This is a genomic window from Bacillus sp. YH3-2-B2 (genome assembly GCF_053663335.1).
This window is the reverse complement of record NZ_JBSJQE010000001.1, coordinates 268,576-292,791: the sequence shown is the minus strand read 5'-3', so window position 1 is coordinate 292,791 and position 24,216 is coordinate 268,576. Positions and strand designations below refer to the sequence as shown.

Annotated in this window: 31 protein-coding genes, 1 tRNA gene and 2 riboswitches; of the genes, 14 read left to right on the top strand and 18 right to left on the bottom strand. The window is 46.8% G+C overall.

Going from position 1 to position 24,216, the window contains the following annotated elements; all coding sequences use genetic code 11:
- Positions 1–84 precede the first annotated feature (84 nt).
- Positions 85–1,923 (top strand): T7SS effector LXG polymorphic toxin, encoded by a 1,839-nt coding sequence (locus tag ACWJJX_RS01630; RefSeq protein WP_454022676.1) that lies wholly within the window; start codon positions 85–87, stop codon positions 1,921–1,923.
- A gap of 21 nt (positions 1,924–1,944) precedes the next feature.
- Positions 1,945–2,280, top strand: coding sequence for a tRNA-Val4 (locus ACWJJX_RS01625; protein ID WP_096034927.1), 336 nt, complete (start codon positions 1,945–1,947; stop codon positions 2,278–2,280).
- 574 nt (positions 2,281–2,854) lie between these two features.
- Here the strand turns inward: ACWJJX_RS01625 and ACWJJX_RS01620 are convergent.
- The 3 genes from ACWJJX_RS01620 to ACWJJX_RS01610 form a co-directional block, all read right to left on the bottom strand.
- Positions 2,855–2,927: transfer RNA gene (locus ACWJJX_RS01620), tRNA-Val, on the bottom strand.
- 137 nt (positions 2,928–3,064) lie between these two features.
- A complete protein-coding gene (metC, locus tag ACWJJX_RS01615) occupies positions 3,065–4,240 on the bottom strand; it encodes a cystathionine beta-lyase (protein WP_007409073.1) in 1,176 nt (391 codons plus the stop codon).
- Positions 4,233–5,354, bottom strand: a complete 1,122-nt coding sequence (locus ACWJJX_RS01610) for a methionine biosynthesis PLP-dependent protein (RefSeq protein WP_052585709.1) — start codon at positions 5,352–5,354, stop codon at positions 4,233–4,235. Before ACWJJX_RS01610 ends, metC begins: the two co-directional genes overlap by 8 nt.
- Positions 5,355–5,423: 69 nt before the next feature.
- Positions 5,424–5,549, bottom strand: a riboswitch (SAM riboswitch).
- 174 nt (positions 5,550–5,723) lie between these two features.
- Between ACWJJX_RS01610 and ACWJJX_RS01605 the strand changes: the two genes are divergently transcribed.
- The 6 genes from ACWJJX_RS01605 (at position 5,724) to ACWJJX_RS01580 (ending at position 9,270) form a co-directional block, all read left to right on the top strand.
- Entirely contained in the window at positions 5,724–6,446 is a 723-nt protein-coding gene (locus ACWJJX_RS01605; protein ID WP_060675072.1) for an esterase family protein, read from the top strand.
- A gap of 25 nt (positions 6,447–6,471) precedes the next feature.
- The gene (locus ACWJJX_RS01600; protein WP_003154969.1) at positions 6,472–6,987 is read left to right on the top strand and encodes a YjcG family protein; all 516 of its coding nucleotides are present in this window, start codon (positions 6,472–6,474) and stop codon (positions 6,985–6,987) included.
- A 4-nt stretch (positions 6,988–6,991) separates the two neighbouring features.
- Complete coding sequence (locus ACWJJX_RS01595; RefSeq protein WP_070081645.1) at positions 6,992–7,423, top strand: GNAT family N-acetyltransferase; 432 nt, start codon at positions 6,992–6,994, stop codon at positions 7,421–7,423.
- Positions 7,424–7,583: 160 nt separating this feature from the next.
- Positions 7,584–7,817 carry an AbrB/MazE/SpoVT family DNA-binding domain-containing protein gene (locus ACWJJX_RS01590; protein WP_070081644.1) on the top strand — a complete coding sequence of 78 codons (234 nt, stop codon included), beginning with the start codon at positions 7,584–7,586 and terminating at the stop codon, positions 7,815–7,817.
- Entirely contained in the window at positions 7,818–8,555 is a 738-nt protein-coding gene (locus ACWJJX_RS01585) for an ABC transporter ATP-binding protein (protein WP_060675068.1), read from the top strand. It abuts the gene before it with no gap.
- On the top strand, positions 8,548–9,270 hold the full coding sequence (locus ACWJJX_RS01580) for an ABC transporter permease (protein WP_077722070.1): 723 nt from the start codon (positions 8,548–8,550) through the stop codon (positions 9,268–9,270). The genes ACWJJX_RS01585 and ACWJJX_RS01580 overlap by 8 nt, the downstream gene beginning before the upstream one ends.
- A 41-nt stretch (positions 9,271–9,311) precedes the next feature.
- Here ACWJJX_RS01580 and bla read toward each other — a convergent pair whose 3' ends face one another.
- Both bla and ACWJJX_RS01570 read right to left on the bottom strand, forming a co-directional pair.
- A complete protein-coding gene (gene bla, locus ACWJJX_RS01575) occupies positions 9,312–10,061 on the bottom strand; it encodes a subclass B1 metallo-beta-lactamase (protein ID WP_173612653.1) in 750 nt (249 codons plus the stop codon).
- 68 nt (positions 10,062–10,129) lie between these two features.
- Complete coding sequence (locus ACWJJX_RS01570; RefSeq protein ID WP_070081642.1) at positions 10,130–10,384, bottom strand: hypothetical protein; 255 nt, start codon at positions 10,382–10,384, stop codon at positions 10,130–10,132.
- A gap of 120 nt (positions 10,385–10,504) precedes the next feature.
- On the opposite strand from ACWJJX_RS01570, the gene ACWJJX_RS01565 reads away from it, so the two are divergent.
- On the top strand, positions 10,505–12,790 hold the full coding sequence (locus ACWJJX_RS01565; protein WP_173612652.1) for an ATP-dependent helicase: 2,286 nt from the start codon (positions 10,505–10,507) through the stop codon (positions 12,788–12,790).
- 68 nt (positions 12,791–12,858) lie between these two features.
- Here ACWJJX_RS01565 and ACWJJX_RS01560 read toward each other — a convergent pair whose 3' ends face one another.
- The 4 genes from ACWJJX_RS01560 to ACWJJX_RS01545 form a co-directional block, all read right to left on the bottom strand.
- The gene (locus tag ACWJJX_RS01560; protein ID WP_003154986.1) at positions 12,859–13,113 is read right to left on the bottom strand and encodes a stage VI sporulation protein F; all 255 of its coding nucleotides are present in this window, start codon (positions 13,111–13,113) and stop codon (positions 12,859–12,861) included.
- Positions 13,114–13,279: 166 nt separating this feature from the next.
- Positions 13,280–13,438, bottom strand: coding sequence for a YjcZ family sporulation protein (locus tag ACWJJX_RS01555; protein ID WP_070081640.1), 159 nt, complete (start codon positions 13,436–13,438; stop codon positions 13,280–13,282).
- Positions 13,439–13,529: 91 nt separating this feature from the next.
- Positions 13,530–13,727, bottom strand: coding sequence for a hypothetical protein (locus tag ACWJJX_RS01550; RefSeq protein WP_077722067.1), 198 nt, complete (start codon positions 13,725–13,727; stop codon positions 13,530–13,532).
- Positions 13,728–14,014: 287 nt separating this feature from the next.
- Positions 14,015–14,371 carry a DUF1360 domain-containing protein gene (locus tag ACWJJX_RS01545; protein WP_015388440.1) on the bottom strand — a complete coding sequence of 119 codons (357 nt, stop codon included), beginning with the start codon at positions 14,369–14,371 and terminating at the stop codon, positions 14,015–14,017.
- 170 nt (positions 14,372–14,541) lie between these two features.
- Here ACWJJX_RS01545 and ACWJJX_RS01540 point away from each other — a divergent pair, with 170 nt between their 5' ends.
- From ACWJJX_RS01540 to cotZ, 5 genes are all read left to right on the top strand, one after another.
- Positions 14,542–14,928: a spore coat protein gene (locus ACWJJX_RS01540; protein ID WP_003154992.1), complete on the top strand. Its 387-nt coding sequence runs from the start codon at positions 14,542–14,544 to the stop codon at positions 14,926–14,928.
- Between the two features lie 37 nt (positions 14,929–14,965).
- Positions 14,966–15,280 (top strand): hypothetical protein, encoded by a 315-nt coding sequence (locus ACWJJX_RS01535; protein ID WP_003154993.1) that lies wholly within the window; start codon positions 14,966–14,968, stop codon positions 15,278–15,280.
- A 92-nt stretch (positions 15,281–15,372) separates the two neighbouring features.
- On the top strand, positions 15,373–15,873 hold the full coding sequence (locus ACWJJX_RS01530; protein WP_044802820.1) for a spore coat protein: 501 nt from the start codon (positions 15,373–15,375) through the stop codon (positions 15,871–15,873).
- A 150-nt stretch (positions 15,874–16,023) separates the two neighbouring features.
- Positions 16,024–16,506 carry a CotY/CotZ family spore coat protein gene (locus ACWJJX_RS01525; protein WP_003154995.1) on the top strand — a complete coding sequence of 161 codons (483 nt, stop codon included), beginning with the start codon at positions 16,024–16,026 and terminating at the stop codon, positions 16,504–16,506.
- Positions 16,507–16,651: 145 nt separating this feature from the next.
- Positions 16,652–17,095: a spore coat protein CotZ gene (cotZ, locus tag ACWJJX_RS01520; RefSeq protein ID WP_003154997.1), complete on the top strand. Its 444-nt coding sequence runs from the start codon at positions 16,652–16,654 to the stop codon at positions 17,093–17,095.
- A 58-nt stretch (positions 17,096–17,153) separates the two neighbouring features.
- Here the strand turns inward: cotZ and ACWJJX_RS01515 are convergent, their stop codons facing one another.
- From ACWJJX_RS01515 to tenA, 9 genes are all read right to left on the bottom strand, one after another.
- The gene (locus ACWJJX_RS01515; protein ID WP_077722066.1) at positions 17,154–17,762 is read right to left on the bottom strand and encodes a CotO family spore coat protein; all 609 of its coding nucleotides are present in this window, start codon (positions 17,760–17,762) and stop codon (positions 17,154–17,156) included.
- A gap of 97 nt (positions 17,763–17,859) precedes the next feature.
- A complete protein-coding gene (fabI, locus tag ACWJJX_RS01510) occupies positions 17,860–18,636 on the bottom strand; it encodes an enoyl-ACP reductase FabI (RefSeq protein WP_003155001.1) in 777 nt (258 codons plus the stop codon).
- A 130-nt stretch (positions 18,637–18,766) separates the two neighbouring features.
- Positions 18,767–19,579 (bottom strand): bifunctional hydroxymethylpyrimidine kinase/phosphomethylpyrimidine kinase, encoded by an 813-nt coding sequence (thiD, locus tag ACWJJX_RS01505; RefSeq protein WP_070081636.1) that lies wholly within the window; start codon positions 19,577–19,579, stop codon positions 18,767–18,769.
- Positions 19,580–19,601: 22 nt separating this feature from the next.
- The gene (thiF, locus tag ACWJJX_RS01500; protein WP_052585700.1) at positions 19,602–20,612 is read right to left on the bottom strand and encodes a thiazole biosynthesis adenylyltransferase ThiF; all 1,011 of its coding nucleotides are present in this window, start codon (positions 20,610–20,612) and stop codon (positions 19,602–19,604) included.
- Positions 20,609–21,379, bottom strand: a complete 771-nt coding sequence (thiG, locus tag ACWJJX_RS01495; RefSeq protein ID WP_088005363.1) for a thiazole synthase — start codon at positions 21,377–21,379, stop codon at positions 20,609–20,611. Before thiG ends, thiF begins: the two co-directional genes overlap by 4 nt.
- Entirely contained in the window at positions 21,376–21,579 is a 204-nt protein-coding gene (gene thiS, locus ACWJJX_RS01490; RefSeq protein ID WP_103695012.1) for a sulfur carrier protein ThiS, read from the bottom strand. The genes thiG and thiS overlap by 4 nt, the downstream gene beginning before the upstream one ends.
- Positions 21,576–22,685 carry a glycine oxidase ThiO gene (thiO, locus tag ACWJJX_RS01485; protein ID WP_454022675.1) on the bottom strand — a complete coding sequence of 370 codons (1,110 nt, stop codon included), beginning with the start codon at positions 22,683–22,685 and terminating at the stop codon, positions 21,576–21,578. The genes thiS and thiO overlap by 4 nt, the downstream gene beginning before the upstream one ends.
- The gene (tenI, locus tag ACWJJX_RS01480; protein WP_061890947.1) at positions 22,669–23,286 is read right to left on the bottom strand and encodes a thiazole tautomerase TenI; all 618 of its coding nucleotides are present in this window, start codon (positions 23,284–23,286) and stop codon (positions 22,669–22,671) included. Before tenI ends, thiO begins: the two co-directional genes overlap by 17 nt.
- A complete protein-coding gene (tenA, locus tag ACWJJX_RS01475; RefSeq protein ID WP_454022787.1) occupies positions 23,264–23,971 on the bottom strand; it encodes a thiaminase II in 708 nt (235 codons plus the stop codon). The genes tenI and tenA overlap by 23 nt, the downstream gene beginning before the upstream one ends.
- A gap of 87 nt (positions 23,972–24,058) precedes the next feature.
- A riboswitch (TPP riboswitch) is annotated at positions 24,059–24,167 on the bottom strand.
- Positions 24,168–24,216: the final 49 nt, after the last annotated feature.

Here is a 24,216-nt window from a genome sequence, read left to right as displayed (position 1 = left end):
CACTTTCAAAATACTTATTTGGCTTTTCCTTCATTCTTCCATGGTAATATCTTGTTGAAGTATTTCGCATGAAAGGATATGGTCATGAAAGTTTTCGAAGCAACCACCCTCCTGGCCGCCGCCAAACAGCGCGCGGGTGAATACAAAAAACTGCGCGGCCAGATGGTTAATCTGAAAAAAGCGTTTCAAGGCATGGCTGACCTCGGTGACGGCGATTTCTCTGGTCGGGGCGCAGATAACATCAAAGCCTTTTTCCAGGACCACGCCGGCGTCACAGACAGCTGGCTTGATCTGATCGACATGAAAATCGCATTTCTCACAAGCCTTCCCGGCAAGGTCGAAGATGCCGGACTTTCCAGTTCGCATGTGGAGGAATCTTTCCTGGAGCATGAACTCACCCACGCCCTCAGTAAATCAAAGGCGATTATGGAAGGGCAAAAAAAGGACATGGGGTCCATCCTCAGAGAGATCGAAGACATCATCTCGCTTGATCTGTTTTCAACGGAAAGCACGGATCAGAAGCTGTCTTCAGCTGACAAAAAAAGAAGCGAAACCATACATAAGCTCGGCAAGCTTGATCACGATCTAACGAAAGAATACGCAGAAACGGAAGCGAACGAACAGTTCATCCAAGCTGACTTCCAGCAGCTTCAAAACGCCACGGGCAAAGGAAAAAGCGCCACGCCGCTTCACTACAACGCCAAGGGGTACCGTGAAAGCGACATCCATAAGAAGAAAGGCGAGATTGCAAGACATTCGGATGCTTATTTGACGATTAAAAAGGAAGAGGCGAAAGAGCGTGAAATCAAGGATCTGAAGAAAAAGCTGGCTGATGGTGTAACCGATCCGGATGAGTATTTGGAAATCGCGAAGAAGATCGGCTATGAAAACCTTGAACCCGCTCAGGTGCAATATGTGATGCAGCTCGAACAAGCAAAACAGCTTGAAGAAGTCGGAGAAACAGCTTGGGATATCGTCAAAGGAATAGGCGTCGGCCTTTATGATGTGGGAAAAGACACCATAACAGGCGTCAAAGATCTCGCTGTCGGCGCATGGGATTTTTACCATCTCTCTGATGAACAAAAAGTCGCTAAAACCATATCTGCTGTATTGAACACACCCTCCTACGCAAAAATCATATGGACAAACCTGGCGGATTCATGGAATGATAAAATGGTTAATGGGGATGCGTATTCAAGATCCCATTACATCACCTACGCCATCGGGAGCATCGTCGGACTAAAAGGTTCCGGCTCAGCTGTAAAAGTATCAAGCAAGCTCGCCAAAACAGGCGCCGCCAAAGTGGATAACGTCTTGGAAGCCGGTGAAAAAGCGGCTGCAAAACATGTAAAAACCGGGATTGAAAAAGGAAAAAATTATATCAATTCCGTTTCGAAAAATAAGTACCAACCCGCGCTTGCCGGAATAGCACAGGATATTGAAAATACTCACAATGTGAAGAATACGCCTTTATTGAAAAGTATTATTGAAGATCAGAAAGAAAGTGTTCTCAGTAAATCTGTGACTTCAAATTTTAGTACAGGAAAAAGCAAGTATACCGCCGGTACAATGAAACATATTTATCATGGAGAAGTTAATAAACGCGGTAAAGCAGTTGGCTACCACCATGAAAGCATGATGGGCGGGAAGATTATACCAGGTACAGAAAAGAAACCTGACAAAAATGGAGTGTATATGGCGAAAGTTGAAGTCGGGTCTGTAAAAAAGATAGCGGATTCAAGTTTCTTTCCAAGGGAATGGAACCGCGTTGATGTATTAAAAGCAATTGACGAAGCTTATCATACTAGAAAACAAGTACGTTCAAATAAGTATAGGGGAATCACTTCAACAGGAATTAAAATTGAAATGTATTTAAATAGTGACGGAACAATAGCAACAGCATATCCGTTATATAAAAAATAATCTAAAAGGTGAACGTGATACATGAAATATTCATACAGGTTTGATAAAGATCCATTTGGTGATATAAAAATAGTTTTACCAGAAGAAATCAGTCTTTTCTCTGACTTCATTGAAAATATTACAACAATAGAACAAACTGATGAGTATATAGAATACATTCAAAATGTTTTAAAGGGGATACATGAGGATTTTGAAATTGATTTAAACGGGATAAGTGTATTGATAAAAAAAGATGTTACCGATGTTGAAAACCCTTTTTTGATCGATGACCCTTATAAAAACTCAATAGAAACAGACCAATTTAAAGAGCTATTATTAATATGGAGAAATAAAATTCCTGAGATATTCAAAGATTAAGTACATTCATTATTCTACGAGCCGGTATTCAAATTTCCCAGAAGACCAAAATATGAAAGCCTTTCTCATAAGAGATGGGCTTATATAGTGCGTGAAATCTGAGTAACATGTCAGACAGCACTTGCCGAAAAGGTCGGAAAGTATAGTTCTGTTCTGAGTGATCCAAAAAACATTAGTAAAATAAAAAAAGGGCTCTCTAATCCTGATAGTAGACCTCCTAATGCCTTAAACAAGTTACAGAACAAATAAAACAACACATTGAATCCCTCAAGATAAAAGAAAGCCCTTCTCTTATGAGAAGGGCTTTATCTATGTTTTCAATAGGATAGACTGTCTTCAGTCCGTAGAAAAGCACATCGAAATTACTCGTAGTCTTCCGTAAAGTACGTTCCTTTTTGAGGCGTTTTCCTGTTCTATTTGCGGACATACTACCGCCTCCATTTCGGTTAAGTTACCGAAATAAAAACCGCTACCTTGTCGTTGGTAGAACCGCTACCCTGCGCCTTAATACGACTAAGTCAACGCAATAAAAAACGGCTAGAAACGTTGATATAACGCCTCTAACCGCCGTGGATGATTCCGACTGGGCTCGAACCAGCGACCTCTACCCTGTCAAGGTAGCGCTCTCCCAGCTGAGCTACGGAATCATGATATGTATGTGTTGCTGGGTATGTTGTTGTCTCTCTGACATTTATAATTATATATCCTGCTTAGCTGTTCGTCAACACTTTTTTTATCAAAAATAAAAAAAGGGGCGGCGCTCAATTGGCGGCGCCCTTTTCGTTTATGATCTCACTTGGGCGGGGGTTATTTTTTTCAATGCCTGTTCGAAGTCGCGTTCTAAATCTTCGGCGTTTTCGACTCCGACGCTCAGGCGCAGAAGGCCGTCTGTGATGCCGCGTTTCTCCCTCTCTGCTTTCGGCATGGCGGCATGCGACATGGCTGCAGGGTATGAGAGAATGGATTCAACGGCGCCGAGGCTGACGGCAAATACCGGAAGCGATACGTTTTCGACCAGCTTTTTGACGGCTTCTTTGCTTTCCAATTCAAAGGACAGGACGGCGCCCGCTCCGCTCGCTTGACGTTTATGGGTATCGGCTCCCGGGTGTCCGGCAAGGCCGGGATAGTAAACGTTTTTGATGGCGGGATGCCCGTCAAAATAGGCAGCCAGCCGCTCAGCCGTCCGGCTCGCTTTTTCCAGTCTGACCTGCAATGTTTTTAAGCCTCTCAATACGAGCCAGCAGTCCTGAACACCGAGCACCGCTCCAAACGAGTTTTGCAGCTTATACAGCTGATTGCCGAGCTCTTCATCTTTTACGGCGGCAAGGCCTGACAGCACGTCACTGTGGCCGCTTAAAAATTTCGTCGCGCTGTGAAGCACGATATCTACACCGAGATCAAGCGGACGCTGCAGAGCAGGCGTCATGAATGTATTGTCAAGGTATGTCAGACAGCCGTGATCCTTTGCCAGTTTGACGACGCCCTTAATATCCGTGATGCCGAGCGTCGGGTTTGACGGTGTTTCCATATAAATGGCTTTCGTGTTCGGACGGATGGCGCGGGCGACCGCTTCTGTGTCCGTCATATCGACAAAGGTATGTTCGATTCCGAAACGGGACAGAACCTCAGTCACCATGCGGAATGTTCCGCCGTACACATCCTCCGTGACGAGAACATGGTCGCCTTGGGATAAGAGCAGAAATGCCGTCGAAATCGCCGCCATACCGGAGCTGAAAGCAAAACCTCTCGTTCCGCCTTCAAGACCTGCGATCGTTTCTTCAAGCGCTGTTCTTGTCGGTGTGCCGGAGCGGCTGTAATCATATGTCCCGAATTCTTCAAATGAAGACTGATGGAATGTCGAAGCATGCTGGATCGGCACGCTGACGGCTCCGGTGGCTCCGTCTGTTTTAAATGGATTGTGCACGAGCTGGGTTTCCAGCGTCCAATTGTGATTACTCATATGACACGGCCCCCTCTTTTACTTGCTGTAATGCCTGCTTTACATCCCGCTTCAAATCTTCTGCATGTTCAATGCCCACTGAAAAACGCAGCAGGCGGTTGCAGACGCCGTTTGCGATACGGATATCTTCCGGAATGTCCATGTGCGTCTGTGTCGCGGGGTATGTAATAAAGCTTTCCACCCCGCCGAGACTTTCTGCGAAACAGATCGTTTTCAGCGCCTTTAAAAACGGATTGACCCATTCCTCTTTTTGCAGCCGGAAAGACAGCATCCCGCCTTTTCCGGGATATAACACGTCGGCGATTTCCTCTTCCTGTTCTAAAAATTCTGCAAGTTCACGGGCGTTTTCTTCATGACGGCGCATTCTGAGTCCGAGTGTTTTCATCCCTCTCATTAAAAGCCACGAATCAAACGGCGGGAGAACGGCGCCGATCGCATTTTGGTGATTAAACATGATGTCGCCGAGCTCTTCATCCTTAACGACAGCCAGACCGGCAAGGAGGTCATTGTGCCCCGCTAAATATTTTGTGGCGCTGTGAATGACGATGTCCGCTCCCAGTTCAAGCGGGCGCTGGAGCACCGGAGTATAAAACGTATTATCCACAATTAAAAGCAGGCCGGCTTCTTTCGTAATCCGGGCGATTTTTTCAATGTCCGCCTCCTGCATTAACGGGTTTGTCGGCGTTTCAACAAATACCGCTTTCGTGTTTTCCGTTATTTTGGAGCGTAAACAGTCTTCATCGCTGAAATCATCATAAATAAAGCTTAAGCCGTATTTTCTCCATTCGTTTTCAAACAAACGGTACGTGCCTCCGTATAAATCGGAGGATACAATCAATTCATCCCCGCTTTTAAATAAAGCCATAATGGTTTGAATGGCTGCCATTCCCGAGCTGAAAGCAAATCCTCTCGCACCGTTTTCCAACACGGCGATGGCGTCTTCGACGAGCTGGCGTGTCGGGTTTTTCGTGCGCACGTAATCAAAACCTGTAGATTCTCCTATTCCTCTATGGCGGTAAGCGGTGGACAGATAAATCGGCGGACTGACCGTTCCCGTTGCTTCTTCGCTTCTATTTCCAATTTGGGCTAATTTTGTTTCAACATGCTGCGTCATCAGTAAGCACCATCCTTTTTCAAAAATAAAAAAGCCCCCTCTTCATAAGAAGAAGGAGCTTTTCTCTTCCTCTTATCTTCCAAGCATGTGAATCGCTTGCTGGATTTAGCACCTTGGCACTTTGCCTTCCCGCGGCAAAGCAAACCGGTTGCTGAGGTTTCAAAGGGCCAGTCCCTCCACCTCTCGTGATAAGAATATTGTTTTGTATTTTCTGATTGTTCTATATTAACGCACTATAAAATGGATTTCAACAACTTTTTATTTATCTGAACTCTCGCAAGAAGTGCATCTGAAGAAAGAAATTTCTAATAATTCATGGTACAATAGGAAAAAACCATCAAGACAAGACGCGGCCTGGAGGAATGCGAAGTGGCATCAAAAAACGGAATCATTCATGAGAAAACACTTTTCTCCCATGAGCTTGAAGAGGAAATGACCGTTTTGGTCTATCTGCCCGCCACCTTCTCCCCCCTGTATAAATATCATACGGTCATCGCTCAGGACGGCCATGATTATTTCAGATTAGGGAGAATCGGGCGTCAGGCGGAAGAGCTTATGTCAAAAGGGGAAATTGACCGCTGCATCATTATCGGCGTCCCATATAAAAATGTGCGGGAGCGAAGAAACACATACCATCCCGAAGGCTCTAAGTTCGCCTCATATAAACGGTTTATCGCAAATGAGCTCGTTCCTTTTATCGACAAAGAATACCCGACTTATCAAGTCGGATACGGCCGCACCATGATCGGGGATTCCCTCGGCGGAACCGTCTCGCTCATGACGGCGATTGACTATCCGAACATGTTTGGAAACGTCATCATGCAGTCTCCGTATGTTGACGGGCACGTGCTGGATGCCGTCCGGCAGTCGGAGGATCTCAAACAGATTTCCGTTTATCATCAAATCGGAGAAAAAGAAACCGCCGTCCACACGACGGACGGCCAGGTGCTTGATTTCACCGCGCCGAACGAAGAGCTCAAACAGCTGCTGGAAAGCAAACAGTCTGAATACACGTATGAAACCTTTGACGGGGATCATAAATGGACATACTGGCAGCCGCTCATCACGCCGGCGCTGAAAAAAATGCTGTAACCATTCATTTAAGGAGGGAACTTTCATGAAATACGGTATTGTTTTATTTCCATCAAAAAAATTACAGGATCTCGCAAATTCGTACCGGAAACGCTACGACCCGAGCTACGCGCTCATTCCGCCGCATCTGACGGTAAGAGATCCGTTTGAAGCGACAGAACAGGAAATCGAGCAGGTCGTATCACAGCTGAGACAGACGGCGAAAGAGTCGCATCCGCTCGTTCTGAAAATTACAAAATACAGCTCGTTTTCTCCTGTGAATAATGTGATATATATGAAAGCAGAGCCGACGGAGGAATTAAAATCTCTGAGTGAGAAATGCTACTCAGGAGCATTATCCGGCGAGCCGGAATACAGCTTCGTTCCGCATGTCACGGTCGGCCAGAAGCTGTCGTCAGATGAACATTCCGACGTACTCGGACAGCTGAAAATGCAGGACATTTCCCACGAAGAAGTCATCGACCGTTTTCACCTGCTCTATCAGCTGGATAACGGCTCATGGACTGTGTACGAAACATTTTTATTAGGCGGAGGAGAATAACTGCTTGGAATCCATCATCGCAAAAACTGAAAAACAGCTGAACGACGCTTTTTTCGTCAGAAAAGAGGTCTTTGTGAAAGAACAGCATGTTCCGGAAGAAGAGGAAATTGATCAATTCGAAGACACGTCAGAGCATATAGTCATATATGACGGCGGCCAGCCGGTCGGAGCCGGCAGATGGCGCTTGAAAGACGGGCATGGAAAATTAGAGCGCATCTGCGTAATGAAAAGCCATCGTTCTTTAGGCGTCGGAGCCATCATAATGCAGGCGCTTGAAAAAGCGGCGGCAGCCAAGGGCGCCGGCAGCTTTATCTTACATGCGCAGACGCAGGCGGTTCCGTTTTACGAAAAACAAGGATACCGCGTCACTTCCGGCGAAGAATTTCTCGATGCGGGCATCCCCCATCTGGAAATGATAAAGGAATACAAACAATAAAATCAAAAGCACTCCTGTTGATATGGCAGGAGTGCTTTTTTTATGAAAATCATACTATTTCATGAAATTTATTGCATTTTATGGAAGGTTAATGTATGTTTAGTATACGAAGTATTACAATTCATACAAAAAATATAATTCATATTTCGGAGGGATAAACATGACGGCACCAAAAGGAAAACACATATTCGGGACTGTTAAAGTGGGCACAAAAGGACAGATTGTCATTCCTAAAGAAGCAAGAGATGTTTTCGATATAAATCCGGGGGATTCACTGCTTATGCTTGGGGATGACCAGCAAGGTATCGCACTTGTTAAACAAGAACTCTTTTTCGAGTTTGCAAAAGATATTTTAAACGCTAAGCAAATCGACGCAGATAGCGAGAACGAGTAAATGCACGCGATTGAGCTGAAGCAATTAACGAAACATTATAAAGAAACCGCCGCCGTTGACCGTCTTGAGTTCTCAGTTGAGAAAGGGGAATTTTTCGCTTTACTCGGTGAGAACGGAGCCGGAAAAACGACATTAATCAGTATGCTTTGCGGACTCCTCTCTCCGGATGAGGGTGATGCATCAGTGCTTGGACACAGTATTTTGACTGATTTGGATAAAATAAAACCGAAATTGAACATGTCCCCGCAGGAAACAGCCATCGCTCCTCATCTAACCGTACGGGAAAACTTAGAGTTTATAGCCGGAGTCTACGGAATTCCGAAAAAAGAAGCAAAAAAAAGAACAGATGAGATGCTCGAATTGTTTCAATTAAAAGAGAAAGAAAGAGCAAAAACCAAAACCTTATCAGGAGGAATGCAGCGCCGCCTCAGCATCGCAATGGGCATGATTACAAAACCGGATATTTATTTCTTAGATGAGCCGACATTAGGGCTGGACGTCCGTTCACGCCGCGAGTTGTGGAAAAATCTTGAGACATTAAAGGGAGACATGACGATTATTTTAACAACACACTATTTAGAAGAGGCTGAAGCCCTGGCAGACCGTATTTGCATTTTAGAAAATGGGACTCTAAAAGCACTGGGCACGGCGGAGGATCTGAAAAAACAAACTCATTCAGCCACATTTGAAGATGCCTTTTTAGCGATTTGTGACGGAGAGGCGGGTCTTTATGCTTGATTTCGCCATTCGCAACCGCAAAGAGATTTTTCGTGACCCCCTGTCTATTATCCTTGGAATCGCACTGCCTGTTATTCTATTGTTTCTGTTTACGGCAATTGAAAAAAATGCGCCACTTGATACCTTTAAAATTCAGCACTTAGCACCCGGACTCATTGTTTTCGGTTTCGCTTTCCTTACGATGTTCTCTGCATTGCTGATCGCAAAAGACAAACAGACCGCCCTTTTGACCCGTTTGTTTGCTTCCCCTTTAAAAACAGCCGATTATGTTATCGGTTACGCAATGCCGATGCTGCCGTTAGCCATTTTACAAATCATCATTTGTTTTATCGCAGCTGCTGCTGCCGGTTTATCCGCCGAGTGGATGAATCTTCTCGCAGGTATCGCTGTCTTGCTGCCGATTGCGATGATGTCCGTTTTCTTCGGTTTATGTTTAGGGGCTGTGTTTACGGACAAACAAATTTCAGGTATCGGAACGATTTATATTACACTCGTGCAATTTCTGGGCGGAGCTTGGATGGAGGTGAGCCTGCTCGGTGACACATTCAAACATATCGCTTATGCCTTACCGTTTGTTCACTCGATCGAGCTGGCCCAGGAAGTCATATCCGGAGATTATTCTTCCTTTCATCAGCATATTTGGCCGATAGCGGGATATACCGTTTTGGCGCTTGCACTTGCTTTCCTCAGTTTTATGAAAATCAGGAAGAGATAAAAAAAGCCGGCACTCCGTAATGGGAGCGCCGGTCTTCTTTTTTACGTTTCTTTCAGAAGGCTTATCGTATGCGGCAGCAGACGGTCATCCCCCGGACTGCCATGGCCCGGAACGACAATGCTGATGTCCTGATATCTTTTCATGACTTTGCGGACGGCGCGCGGCCACTGATCCGGATAAAAGCCCGGAGTTGGCACGATTTCCTTTGTTTCTAAAGCCTTGATTAAGCAACCGCCGAATAAGAGCTTATCCTCAGGCAGCCAGACGGTAATATTGTCTTCCGTATGCCCTTTTCCCGGATAAAACGTTTCAATTTTCATATCGCCAAACTGCAGCTTTGTCACGTTTTTCAAATCTCCGAGCGGCCGGTGATATCCCTGCTGCCGGGCGAAGTCGGCGGTCAGCTTCGTGCTGTGCACCTTTACACCGTATTTGTACAGTGTGTTCAGCCCGCCGATGCGATCGTCATGGGCGTGTGTCACAATGGCATCGGTCATCCTTTTGCCGGGAAACCGCTGTTTTATTTGTGTCATTAATTGCTCTGTGAGACTGTCATTCCACGGAGTATCAATCAGTACGATTCCTTTGGAAGTTTCAAGAAGCAATCCGTTCGCAGGGACGGAACTTCCGTCTGCCGTACCGGTGCTTGTATGCATCCAGACATGCGGCGCCAGCTGTGTGAGAGTGACATCTTTTGCTGCGGAGCTCTCCGCCGCGTGTGCCGGTTTCATTCCGGCAGTAAAGAGGCCGAATAGAAATAACCCCGCAATTAATAATGAAAGCTTTCTCAAATTGAATCATTCCTTTCCGCATCTTTCATATATACAGCTCAAAAAAACCCGGAGATTTCCGGGTTTTTTCACACGTATTGATTTATCAACCGGCCTTTTCCCATGATTTGCGGCAGACGGGAAAGAGAGCGCTTACGTTTTTCTTCATGCACTTTCTTTGCTGCGGCTGCGGTGTTTTCCTGGCGGCGCTCCACCTCTCTGTACACCCTGTCATTGGCGAGGGCGGCCGCTTTCGTAATACCGGCGTAATCAGGCTTATAACCCGCTGCCCGGTTTGCGTATTGAGAATACTGCTGGTTTTGAATCCGTCCTGCATAAATCATATGTACCCCTCCCCTTCGCTTTTCATTTCCCTTAATCTTACTTTTTGAAACGCGGTTCTTTTGTTATGATATTCTTTGTCTATCAAATGGATGAACACCTTTTAATGGGAGGACCCCTTTTTGAAATGCGCCCGACTGAATAACCGAACGATACATTTACATACATATTCTAGAGAACATTACCAATTCCTTTTTGAAGAAGCTCAGAAAGGAAATATTTTTTGCGCACATTGTGACCAGCCTGTCTTAATGCGGCTTTCGATTTTAGAGCAGCCGGCATTTTATCATCGGCAAAAGGGAGACTTCATCGCCTGTGAAAAAGCATGCGCGGCCGAGGAACCACAAGCGGAGAAAGAAAAAGAAGAGTATAAGGAGGCAGGCATGTTCCGCCTGCCGAAAGGAAAAGCGATTTCAGAGAATCCGAAACCGATCGTCTCAGAATGGAAAAGCCCGAAAAAAGTGCCTGCGGCCGAACCGTTTTCACCAACATCCGAGGCGGCTGATACATCTTTGTTCCCCGGCATCGGCCTGAACCGCGAACAGATGCGGGCAGTTACTGAAACGGACGGGCCCCTGCTGGTGCTCGCCGGAGCGGGAAGCGGAAAAACGAGGGTGCTGACAGCCCGCGCCGCCCATATGATTGAACACCTCGGCATTTCACTTGAGAATATGCTGCTTGTGACCTTTACGACAAAAGCCGTCGCCGAAATGAAAGAGCGGATGGCGAATGAGTACGGGCTGGCAGCCGGAAAAGTCTCCCGTCTCGTGACCGGAACATTCCACAGTTTTTTCTATAAAATACTCTATCATTATGATTCTTCAAAATGGAACGGTAGCCAGCTTTTAAAAATGGAGTGGCAAAAAGAGCAATATGTGAAAAAGGCGCTTTATGAAGAAAATTTGGATGAAAAAGAGTTTCCCGTCGACCAGGCGCTACAGCTTATCGGCTGCTGGAAAAACACATATCTCCCCCATGAGACCATTCCGCTTGCGGACGACTGGGAGAAAAAAGTGTACCGGCTCTACGAACGTTACGAACAGCAGAAGCGGGAAAAACGGCAATTTGATTTTGATGACATGGCCCAAGGCTGTTATGAACTGTTTCAAAGCCGGCCTGATATTCTCGCGCAGTACCAAAACAGATTTTCTCATATTTTGATTGATGAGTTTCAAGATATTAATCCTGTCCAGTACAACATTATGCAAATGATCGCAAGCCCGGAGAATAACCTGTGCTGCGTGGGTGATGACGACCAATCCATTTATGCGTTCCGCGGCAGCAGCCCGTCTTTTATTCTTGATTTTCAAAAGGATTATCCGGCAGCAAAGACCATTTACTTAACGGCAAATTACCGCTCGCCGCATCCGATCGTCTCAAGCGCTCATGCCGTCGTAAAGAAAAATAAAAAACGGTATGAAAAAACACTTTCTGCCGTCAAAGACGGCGTTCACAATCCCGTGATATTTTATCCTTACGATGAAGAAGAAGAAGCGACCATGATCGTTTCGGATATGAAAGAGAAAATTCAAAACGGGGCGAGTCCTGACGATTTCGCCGTGCTTTACCGAACAAACAGCGCCGGACGGGCCATTTATGAAAGACTGCACCAATCATCGATTCCTTATCATGCCGACCGTGGCGTGCAGACGTTCTACAGCCGCAGAATCGTACGCCAGATCCTCGCCTATTTATATGCGAGTCAGAATGAAGATGATACGGATGCGGTGAAAGACCTGCTGCCCGCCTTATTTTTAAAGCAATCCGCCCTGCAAACGTTAAAGGCGCTGTCAATCACGGAAGATTGCACGATGATTAAGGCACTGACGAAACTGCCTGACCTGAAGCCTTTTCAAATAGGGAAGATCAAGCAGATCGTTCCGTTTTTCGCAAGCATCCGGACAATGAAGCCGGTTGAAGCCATCACCTTTGCAGAAAGCAAAATGGGTTTTTCCGAGTATTTAAAAAAACGGGGCAATGAGGGAAACAAACTGGAAAAAGGCTCTGATGATCTCAGGGATGTCAAAGTGGCCGCCAAAAAATTCAAAACCATTCCCGATTTTCTTGCGCATGTCGATCATATGCGCGCCGCTGAGAATCAGAAAACCGATGAAAACGGCGTCGAACTGCTGACCATTCACCGCTCTAAAGGTCTTGAATTCAATACGGTCTATATTTTAGGCGCGGCTGACGGCTCGATCCCCCATGACTTCGCGCTTGAGACGGCGAGACAGGGCGATCCCGCTCCGCTCGAAGAAGAAAGACGGCTCCTGTATGTCGCAATGACAAGGGCCATGCAGCATTTATATGTATCTTGTCCCGCGTACAGGCGGGGAAAAACAGCGCGCAGCTCAAGATTTCTCGAGCCCCTTCTCCGGACGGACAGACGGAGCGCACTCAGGATATAAAGAACCCGGCAGATCACTGCCGGGTTTTTCTCACATAAAAAGGCCTTTTTAGCAAGGCCGGCTGACGCCTATTTATTGTTCAACATTTTAGAAATGGTGCCAAAATCAAGTTTCTCTTTACCGCTTGTAATCGATTGAACGATTTTGTCTTCCAATTCTTTCGGAACACGCTTGTTAGCCAGCTGGGACACCTTCTGAATGACGCCTCTCACCGTGTTTTCATCTTTGAAATTGGCATTTTGCAATGATCCTGCAAGGTTCATGACATCCTTCATGCTGACGCCTGTTTTCTTCTCAATATTTTTGAAAAATTGATTATCCATGGTGTGCCTCCTTTTGTGGAGTAATACGATATTGTATGAATAAAGAGCGGAACATGTGCCCGTAAGACAAGGAAAAAATTCAGAGTGCCCCGTCTCTATACTCCTTCATACATCAGGGAAGCACGGGACTGAACGGTCCCGCGCTTATCCAAAGTCTTGCTAAGGTTTAGCCAAAAAAGGATGCACCGACAATGATCAGAAGGATGAACAATACGACAACAAGAACAAATGTTGAGCCGTATCCGCCTCCGACATAGCCGCCTCCGTATCCGCCGCAGCCGCCGTAACCGTAGCCGCCGCCGAATCCGCCATATCCGAATCCCATATCTAAGCACCTCCTTTACTCTCTATACTCTATGTGAGCCGACTTGTTTGGCTTGGATAAATGCATAGGGCCGGTGCGGATTTCATTCATTTTAGTGAGAATGCTCATTTTTCTTCAGTTTCGCTTCTGTTTCGGCGGCAAACACATCTATCCATTCCTCAAAGCGCGATCCCGCTTCATCAAACTCAGACAGCTGTTTTTCAATAGATAAGATATAGTTGTCATGCTCCCGCTGCTTTTGATTGTGCCGGCGGTATTTACCGTTTATGAATGATTCAAATATATTCATAACATCCCCTCCTCCTATGATCTATGCCGGACAGAGGCAGGCGTTCGGCATAAAACAAAAAAAACCGGAAGCTCCGGTTTTTTAGAAAACGGCTATTTCGGTTTTTTCTTTTGGCCGCAGCCGCAGCCTTTTTTCTTAATTTTTTTTTCGTAAGGCTGATGCACAGTTGATTTGTATGGAGAGTGTTGGGAAGGTTTGCTTGATTGATTCATGGTGATCCTTCCTTTCCTTATGTCATATATGCCAGTTTATGCCGAAAGTGACGGGAAGTTGCTGGTGGAACCGCCTTATTCCTGCAGAAGACGAGAAACCGCAGCTTCAATGATCCCGGCCGCGCCGGCTATGGCTAACAGCAAAATCAGCCATTGCGCGGCCTCGGGGATCACAATCTGCGCCGCAATTAAAAAGGCGGCGCACCATACGCCCGTACACCAGTAGCAGCTGAGAAGTTCACCGATAAATGCCCTGATGCCTTTTCCTTTTATGACAATGTAGGTTTCTGTCGTGCCGTCGGGTGCGGTTTCTGTTTTTTCCTCGTGAAAAAGGCTCCGAAGCGGCGCCATAATGGTGTCAAATACGAAAAGCCTGGCCAGCCGGAAAACGGCAAACGATAACAGAATAAATGAAAGCCAATTGATAACCACCTGTTCACTCCTTTTCAAAACTTGACCTCTTTATACATATGCGAAAACCCTGATCTTCATGAATCGCACCTTGTCCGGTAAAAAAATAGGTGCGGTTTAGTTGTTTTTCTTATTCCGCTCGGCGTTTCATTTGCATTATATAGAGTATGAATGAGAAAGGAGTGAAGGTTATGTCGTTTGAAGAAAAAGTCGAAACACTGCAACCGCAAATATACGAACAATTATCCAACGAATTCGAGCAGACGATCGAAGTGATTGATTGCGAAAATGTCACAATAGATACAACACATATAACGGCCGCTCTTTCTATACAAGCCTCAGTTACTACGGCGATTATCCTCGCGACACAGCTCGCGATCGCAGATGAAGACACAGCCGACCAAATCGCAACCGAACTGCTGATCCTGGATGATTGCCAAATAAAAAAGAGGACCGTCATTCAAGTCCTGAACAGCCGCAATATTAAAATCACACTGACAGCAGACGATATCATGGCCTTTGTACAAATTTTGTTTCAATTATTAAATATACTTTTTGCTGAACTAGACATCCTTTAACCTTTCTTTTCAAATATTTAAATAGAGGTGAGAACAAATGGCAGATAACGAAAAATTAAAAAAAGAACTCGAAAATCTACCAGAAGTGGATCCGCTTTTAAAGGTGCTTGTCAGCAATGTCTTCAAAAAACACGGCGTGACAAAGGATAAAATGCGGGAAATACCTGATGAAGAAAAAGAAATGCTGATCGCATTAGTCAAAGACATGCAGGCAAAAACAGAAGCTTTTCTTGAAAGCCAGAAACAGAAAAAAGAGCAGGAAAAAGCGCAAGAACAGCAGACAAATCCGCAAACCCGCAGAGAACAATTAATCGAACAGCTCCGGCAAAGACGCCAAAATCCCGGTCAATAACTAAAAAATAGTGATTTTTATCAGGATAGATGCCTGAGTCAAAATAAGAGGCCGGCTCATTTAATAATAGTAAAAGAAAAGGAGGAATAGATATGGAAAGCAGACCATACTCTTGGGTTGCACTTGATCCTGAATGCGAACATCCGCGAGAAGAAAAAGAAGAAAAAGAAGGAAGAAGATGTAATGTTTGCTGTAACGGACATGGATTTGGCGAAGATAATGCCTTCCTTGACCAAGACCTGGCTCAGGCGAATCTCAACAAACAAGTTTCTGAAGAAGCGATTATTATCAGAGACTCTTGTGATATTAACGTGACGTCAACAGACGTTCAAGCAGTCGCTTCAGTCATGACAGCGATTAATGCAGCAGTCGTAACGGCCACTCTCACTTCAATTGCTGACGGAGTCATCGCCGAATTGGTCGCACAAGACTTATTGCAACTAACAGCTAACAAACAAATCAACCGTCAAAAACTGCTCATCGAAAACTCCCGCGGCGTAAACGTGACAACAGTAGATGCCGATATCGCAGTGTTGATCTCAACAGCCACAAATTTACTGATTGCTGTCTTAGTCATCACCCTCGTCCTCTAAAAAGAAAAAGCAGAGCTAAAAATGCTCTGCTTTTTCTTATTTTCTCCGCATATGATGAATATATAGACGTTCACCCACACCAAGTGAGGCTCGCGTACATATGTTGTTAAAGACAAAAGTCAAATACCCTAAAAGAAGGAGCTGAAATCCATGAGCTGCGGAAAACACCATGGCCGAGATGAAAGTTGTGTATGCGATGCAGTCGAGAAGATTTTAGCAGAACAAGAGGCTGTTGAAGAACAATGCCCGACTGGATGCTATACCAATCTGTTAAGCCCGACGGTTACCGGTAAAGATACCATCCCGTTTCTCTTGTTTGATAAAAAAGGCGGTTTGTTCTCCACATTCGGGAACGTCGGAGGATTTGCGGATGACAGCCAGTGCTTCGAGTCTATTTTCTTCCGGGCAGAAAGAGTTTGTGATTGCTGCGCGACGCTTTCAGTATTGCGCCCCGTAGATGTGCACGGCGACACCCTCAGCGTCTGCCATCCTTGTGACCCGGATTTCTTCGGTTTAGAAAAAACAGATTTTTGCATTGAAGTTGATCTGAGCTGCTTCAGCGCCATTCAATGCCTTTCACCGGAGCTTGTTGACCGGCCTGAGCCGCACAAAGAGAAAAAGCATCACGGATAGTCATTGATTCGCATCTTTCCTAAAGAAGAATCCCCTTCCAACCTTCTATTACAGATGCAATCATCAGCCCGCCCGGACTTCCGGGCGGCTGACTCTCCGATATCGTTTAATCCGGTATATAAAACGTGAAGTCAGGAGGGATATTATGAGCAAGCATACAACATACTGTGTGCGTGAAGCGGTAGAAAATATTGAAGACCTGCAAAATGCGGTCGAGGAAGATTGCCCGGCCGGATGCTATTCCAACCTTTTATCGCCGGGTTTTTCATTAGGCGATACAGTGCCGTTTGTGCTTTTCACTTCTAAATCATCACCGTTTACCGCATTCGGAAATGTCGGCGAGCTGGATAACGGTCCGTGTTTTAACACCGTTTTTTTCAGAGTTGAAAGGGTCTGTGACGGCTGTGCCACATTAAGCCTGCTTATTGCTTTTGACGAGCATAAGCACATTCTTGATTTTACAGATAAAGACTCTCTCTGCGATGTATTCCGTTTAGAAAAAACGAACTATTGCGTTGAAGTCGATCTCCATAGCTTCTGCGCCATCAATTGCCTGAACCCGAGACTGATCAACCGCACACATTCTTAAATCAAAAAGCATAAAAATAAGCTGCCGGATTAAAGAATTCAGGCAGCTTTTTGTATGGTTAAAATCCAAGCGGATGCAGCGAGGTGATATCGTCTATTGCGAGTTCTGCCGGCGCTCCGTTGCTTGTCGTCCGCAGGAAGATCGCATTATTTTTTCTGCCGACGATTACGCCTCTGTAGGTTTTTCCGTTGGCTTCTATCAGACAAAGGGTCCGCGGCATATTATGCGGCAGCTTCGTTAAGAAATCAATTTTTTCAAGAATGGACATTCTGCTCATCGGCTTTTTCACGCGCTTTGGCGGAACCTTTTCCTCTGGGGCGGCATTGTGAACCGCTTCAGGCTCTTTTTCAGCGGCATCAGGCTCTTTTTTAGCGGCGTCAGGCTTGGCAGTGTCCTGCTCCGCTTGCACCGGAACTTCTTGAACGGCTTCTTCTGACCGGCTGTGCTGTTCAGGTACTTGCTTTTCTGGTTCGACAGCCACTGCTCCTTCAGGCTGAGTTTTACATTCTTCCTCCCGCTTTCCATGCATCGGCTCTTCTTCCGGCGGCTGCGGCGCTTTCCTTTTTTTGATTAATATGTCCTGCATTGATGATTGCGTGTCTGAATAATCCGCCTGAACAATATACATGAGCGGTTTTTTTTCCGCGTTTCTGTTTTGTTTTGACATCTTCATCCCTCCGATTCTGTCATGTTTTATTTATATGACGGAATGATTAAAATCAGAAGAAAGAAAAAAGCAATCCCTGAAAGGGACTGCTTGTTATTTAACGTGCGGTAATATGGAATCCTGAATCCACGTGAAGATTTTCGCCCGTGATGCCTCTTGACAGGTCACTGAACAAGAATGCAGCCGTGTCGCCCACTTCTTCAGGTGTTGTCGTGCGGCGCAGCGGCGCGCGCTCTTCAATTTCTTTCAGGATAGAGTTGAAATCACTGATTCCTTTTGCAGACAGCGTACGGATCGGCCCTGCTGAAATGCTGTTGACGCGGATGTTTTCTTTTCCTAAGTCAGCGGCTAAATATCTCACGCTCGCATCAAGAGACGCTTTTGCCACACCCATTACGTTATAGTTTGAAACGACGCGCTCTCCGCCGAGGTAAGTGAGTGTAACGATGCTTCCGCCTTCAGTCATAATCGGACGCGCCGCTTTTGCGACCGCTGTCAGAGAGTAAGAACTGATGTTATGCGCAAGCAGGAATCCTTCGCGGTTCGTATTTAAATATTCGCCGACAAGCTCTTCTTTGTTTGCAAACGCGATGCAGTGCGCGATGCCGTGAATCACGCCGACCTGCTCTTTAATGCTTGCAAAGCAAGTTTCGATCTCAGCGTCATTTGTCACATCACACGGAAGGATGATGGAATCATTTCTTTCTAATGTAGCCGCAAGGTCATGAACTGATTTTTCCAAGCGCTCTCCCGCGTAAGTGAAAATGAGGCGCGCTCCGGCTTCATGTAGCGAACGGGCGATTCCCCATGCGATACTGCGTTTATTGGCAACGCCCATCACAACGATGTTGCGGCCTTCAAGTGAGAAATTCATATGTATAAAGCCTCCTGTAATCGTCTTAAAGACATAGTTTTAGTACCTGATCTTAATTTTTATCATATCATAACCTTGTCCAGATTGAAAGCATGGGAAAAAGACCGCGGATGTTGACGCGGCCTCTTTTTTATCTCGTCTGCAGACTGTTCCTTTTAAAGGCAAAATGATTGGTCGGGCCGTGTCCCGCTCCGATGCCGAGCGTATGTTCCACGGCTTCCCGCACAAAATTGACGGCTGTCTCAAACGCGGTCTGAATGTTTTTCCCCTTTGCCGTTTCCGCCGTCAGCGCGGCTGCGAACGTGCAGCCTGTTCCGTGGGTGTGTTTCGTGTCAATATAAGCGTGGCTGATTTGGGTAAAAGATGAACCGTCAAATAATAAATCAACGATTCTCCCCTGTTCAGGCTGATGTCCGCCTTTTATGATGACATGCTTTGCCCCAAGCTTGCAAAGGCGTTCGGCCGCTTTTTTCCGGTCCTCAAACGTGCGGATTTCCATCCCCGTCAATACCTCAGCCTCCGGAACATTCGGCGTCACCGCATAGCTGCGCGGAATTAACAGCTCTTTTAACGCGGCCTGAGATTCCTCACGCAGCAGGGAAGCGCCTCCTTTGGCAATCATGACGGGATCGGTGATGAGATGATCAAGCCCGTACTGATCCGTTTTTTCCGCAATTTCCGCAATCATTTCCGCGCTCCACAGCATTCCCGTTTTTACAGCGTCAGGCCGCAAATCTTCCGCCACCGCGTCAATCTGGCTGCCCAGCGCCTCCCGGGTGAGCGGATAAATGCCGTGAACGCCCAACGTGTTCTGGGCGGTTACCGCTGTAATGGCTGACATTCCGAAAACGCCGAGCTCCTGAAAGGTTTTGAGATCCGCCTGTATACCGGCGCCGCCTCCTGAATCTGATCCGGCAATCGTCAATGCTTTGCATATGCTCATGATGTTTTTCGCTCCTTTCGCATTATCCGATCCATTTATGATAAAAGGATTTCGCTCTGCTGATATCACTTGTGCCGTGTATTAATGCTCTGCCGTCACGAAACAGTACCATCTTGAAATTGTCTGTGCAAAACGAAATTAAATACGGGTTGGCTGAAACATCAAGCCCTGCCCGTCTGAGCTGTCCCGCAAGGTTTTGCAGATCAAACTGTTCGGAAATCCCCGTTCTGATCTGCACCGTGTTCCGTCCGCACAGAACCGCCGCCTTTGTCTGATTTTCATAGGATAAAAACGGAAAATCGTTTGTGCCGCAGCTTGGGCAATCAGCCGATTTAAGACGGGCGACGCTTATTTCTGACCGTTCATTTTTCCATAAATCAAAGGAACGGAGAACATGCTCGATAGATCCGCCCGTTAACAGCTTCAGCGCATCTGCTGCCTGAAAAACGGCCGTCTGCAATACAGCCGGGCTGATGATTCCCGCCGTATCGCATGTCATACCGCCTAAAGGCAATGTCTCAAGCAGACAGTGAAGGCACGGCGTGACACCGGGAATGACGGTAAAAGAGAGCCCGTAGCTGCCGACACAGGCGCCGTACAGAAAGGGAATTCCTTTCTGCACAGCCGCATCATTCACAATCAGCCTCGTTTCAAAGTTGTCGGCGGCATCCACGATGAGGGAGGCATCACGAATCAATCCGGGTGCGTTTTCCGCAGTGACATCCATGACAAATCCCTCGACCTCTACATCGCTATTTATAGACCGAAGCCGTTTTTCAGCCGCCGCGGCTTTCGGCATTTCCTGTCTGACATCGTCTTCGGTATAAAGCTGCTGGCGCTGGAGATTACTCCACTCCACATAATCTCTGTCAGCGATCGTTACCTTCCCGACCCCTGCTCTGACAAGCATCTCCGCACTTGCCGTCCCAAGCGCACCCGCGCCGATAATCACGGCATGAGACGACCGGAGCTTCTCTTGGCCGGTGGGACCGATCGGCTGAAACAGCTCCTGTCTGGAATATCTGTCCGTCATACCGGAAGACCGTCTCGCGGACTGCTTGCAGTTCCGTAATCTTTCACCGGAATTCTCCCGGCTTCATAAGAAAGACGGCCCGCTTCTACGGCAAGCTTCATCGCCCTGGCCATTTTGACCGGATCATCTGCGCCTGACACAGCGGTATTTAACAGCACGCCGTCAGCCCCGAGCTCCATCGCGTAGGCGGCGTCTTTTGAAGATCCGACGCCGGCATCGACAATGACCGGCACCTTCGCCTGTTCAATGATAAAGGAAAGATTCAGCGGATTTAAAATTCCCTGACCGGAACCGATCGGCGAAGCGCCCGGCATAATGGCATGCACTCCGAGCTCCTCAAGACGTCTTGCGAGCACGACATCGTCCGACGTATACGGAAGCACGATAAATCCCTCTTCGAGCAGCTGTTCTGATGCTTTCAGCGTTTCAACCGGATCAGGCAAAAGTGACCGGCTGCATCCGATGACTTCTACTTTTATCATGTCACAAAGCCCTGAAGCTTTGGCAAGCCTTGCGATTCTGACCGCCTCTTCAGCCGTTGCGGCGCCGGCCGTATTCGGCAGAAGCGTGTATTTAGACAAATCAAGCTGTTCGAGAAAGTTAGGCTGAGACTCTTCAAAGATGTTCATCCGCCGCACCGCAAAGGTTAAAATATCTGATTCCGAGACGGCCACCGCCTCTTTCTGAATCTCAAAACTCGGATATTTTCCCGTTCCTAACAGCAATCTTGACCGAAACTGTTTTCCGCCTATTGTTAACATCCTCATCCGCCTCCTACAAAATGGACAATTTCTATGACATCGCGGTCACACAAACTTGTATTTTCATAATTCTTTTTTTCAATGATTTCTTTATTTCTCTCCACAACTACGATTCTTTGGTCAAGCTGGTACAATTCAAGCAAATCCTGAACCGTCCCCTCTTTTCGATTCCAATCAATTTGTTTTCCGTTCAGCTGAAGGATCATATATGAACAGCCTCCTTGCGATCGATTCGAAACGCTTCTTCCCATTCCTGTTTAATCTGTCTTTCCATGATCATATCCCGCACCATTTCAGCCGTTGCCGGCGCCAACAGGATGCCGTTCCGAAAATGGCCGGCGGCGAAGATAATGCCGCTGTCTTCAGGATGCCGCCCGATAAACGGCTTGCCGTCTCTTGTTCCCGGCCTGAGCCCCGCCCAAAACCGGTCTATTTTCATATGTTCGATGGCGGGAAGCATGGTTTTCGCTTTTGCAATGACGGCCTCAATTCCTCCGATGTCAGGCGTATCGCTCCAGTCGCCCTGTTTCATCGTGGCACCGATGACAAGCCGGCCGCTTTTTCTCGGGACGACATAACAATGATCATGGTAAAGGGTTTTGGTCAGCGGGGTATCGTCATTCCACACGGAAAGGCATTCTCCTTTCACAGGAAAAAAAGGCTGTCCCAAGCCGAGCCGGCTGAAAAACCGGCCGCTCCATACACCGCTTGCAACTGCGACTTTGTCAGCATAAACATCCCCGCCGGACGTTGTGATGCAATATTCTCCGTTCACCCGTTTTACGGAAGTGACTTGTGTATGCTCACATATGTCAGCGCCATAGCGCCGCGCTCCTTTTGCATACGCTTTGCAAACATAGTACGGTTCGACATGGACATCGTCTTTTATAAAACTGGCGCCGAGAATGTCTTTTGAAGCGTAAGGCTCTTTTTCAAGGGCATCTTCCGCTGAAAGCCAAGTGACGGAAGGCAGATCATCCATCTTCCGTAAACGGGCGATATCTTCTTCGGTATACGCCAGTTTAAGCATTCCGCCGTTATGGCGCCTGATGTCAATGCCGCAAGCTTCCTCAAGCTCTTGCCCCGCCGCTACATACAGCCTTTGACTGTGCATGGCAAAATCAAAAAACGCATCCCGTTTTTCACATTCCGCATGAGCGCCCAGCATTCCCGCGGCAGCGCTTGTCGTTTTTCGGCCGACTTCTCCGCCTTCAAACAAGACAACGTTCTGCTGCGTCTTCGCCAGCTCATAAGAAATGGCGCACCCGATAATTCCGCCGCCGATCACCGCCGTATCATAGTGTTTCTTCATAATCGGCCTCCCTTACCGCGCGTGCATACCGTTTTGCCGCCTCCTCGGGATTTTCAGCTGAGAAAATGCCTGACATGACGGCAATTCCGTCCGGCTTCGCCTGCTTTGTGTGTCCGATCGTCTGCAGTGTCATTCCGCCGATTGCGATAACGGGGATGGAAAGCGTGCGTTTGATCTCTGAAAGCAGGCTGATGCCTCTTGCTTCAAGTCCTTGTTTACATTCGGTTTCAAATATATGGCCGAACACCACATAATCCGCATCTTCCTTTTCAGCTTGGATGGCTTCTTCCAGCGAATGGACCGAACGTCCGATATGAAGATGGGGAAATCTGCTTCGCACCTGCTTTACGGAAAAGCTGCGGGACGGAAGCTGAACACGGTGTATGTTGGCAAAAAGCGCGATATCCGCCCTGTCATTGATGATCAATTTGTCCTTATCCGCTCCGCCCTTTTTCAAAAGGGACAAAAGCTGCATAATCTCTCCCGCTGTTTTATCCCGCTCACGGATATGGATAAAGCTCACTTCGCGCTGAATCGATAGAATATCCTCGGCCAGCTCGGCAACGGGTTTGCGATTATCAGTTACCGCGTGCAGCTCCAAAGGATTCCACCTCTTTTCCGTCCTTCTCGGACCAGCCTTCTTTTTGATAAGCCATTCCCCAAAATTGATATTCATAATAGCTTGAAATCACAAAATTCTCTTTCATTTTCGCGCGGATTTCCTCTGTGCTGTTTTCAGCAATCTCGTCAAAACGGCTGATCTGTTCTTCGACCTGCTGTCTGAACCAGTCTCCGCCGTATGTACCGATCCATTTTTCATAAATCGGATGCTCCGGTTTGCACTCTTTTAAGTGTTCGCCGACTTCATAATAAAGCCAATAACAGGGCAGAAGCGCAGCTAATATTTCTCCAAAATTCCCGCTCATCACCGATCTGTACATATGAGACGTATAAGAATAGGCGGTCGGTGCCGGTTTAAATGCCGCACGCTCTTCTTCCGTAATCCCTAAAAGCTCCGTAAACTCGCGGTGCAGCGCCATTTCCGCTTCATATGTCCCTTGAGCGTGGCCCGCCATCCTGCCCGTCGTAAACAAGTCTTCGGCATATGCGGCGCCGAACGCCTGAACTTTTGCAAAATGCGTCAAATAGTAGGAATCTTGCAGCACGTAATAGCAGAAACGGTCTATCGGCAGGCTTCCGTCACCGATTCCCGTTACAAACGGATGAACAAAACTTCCGTCCCACCATTCGGCAGCCGCCTGTCTGCATTCTTCAGAAAATGTCATCATGTCTTCCCCCCTGATAAAATAAAAAAACCACTTTCCCGCATCGGAAAAGTGGTTTGGAATTTAAATGGATAAAAGGAACCCCAAAAAAATACCGCTCCACTTCCCTACGCAGGTCTGAACCTGTTCAAGTTATGAGGGTCTAAAAGTCTCACTTTTATCTCAGCCCTTATGAAGGACACCCCTAGTGGTCATACGATTAATGATTTATTTGTTATGCCTTCTATATTATCACGAATTGCAAT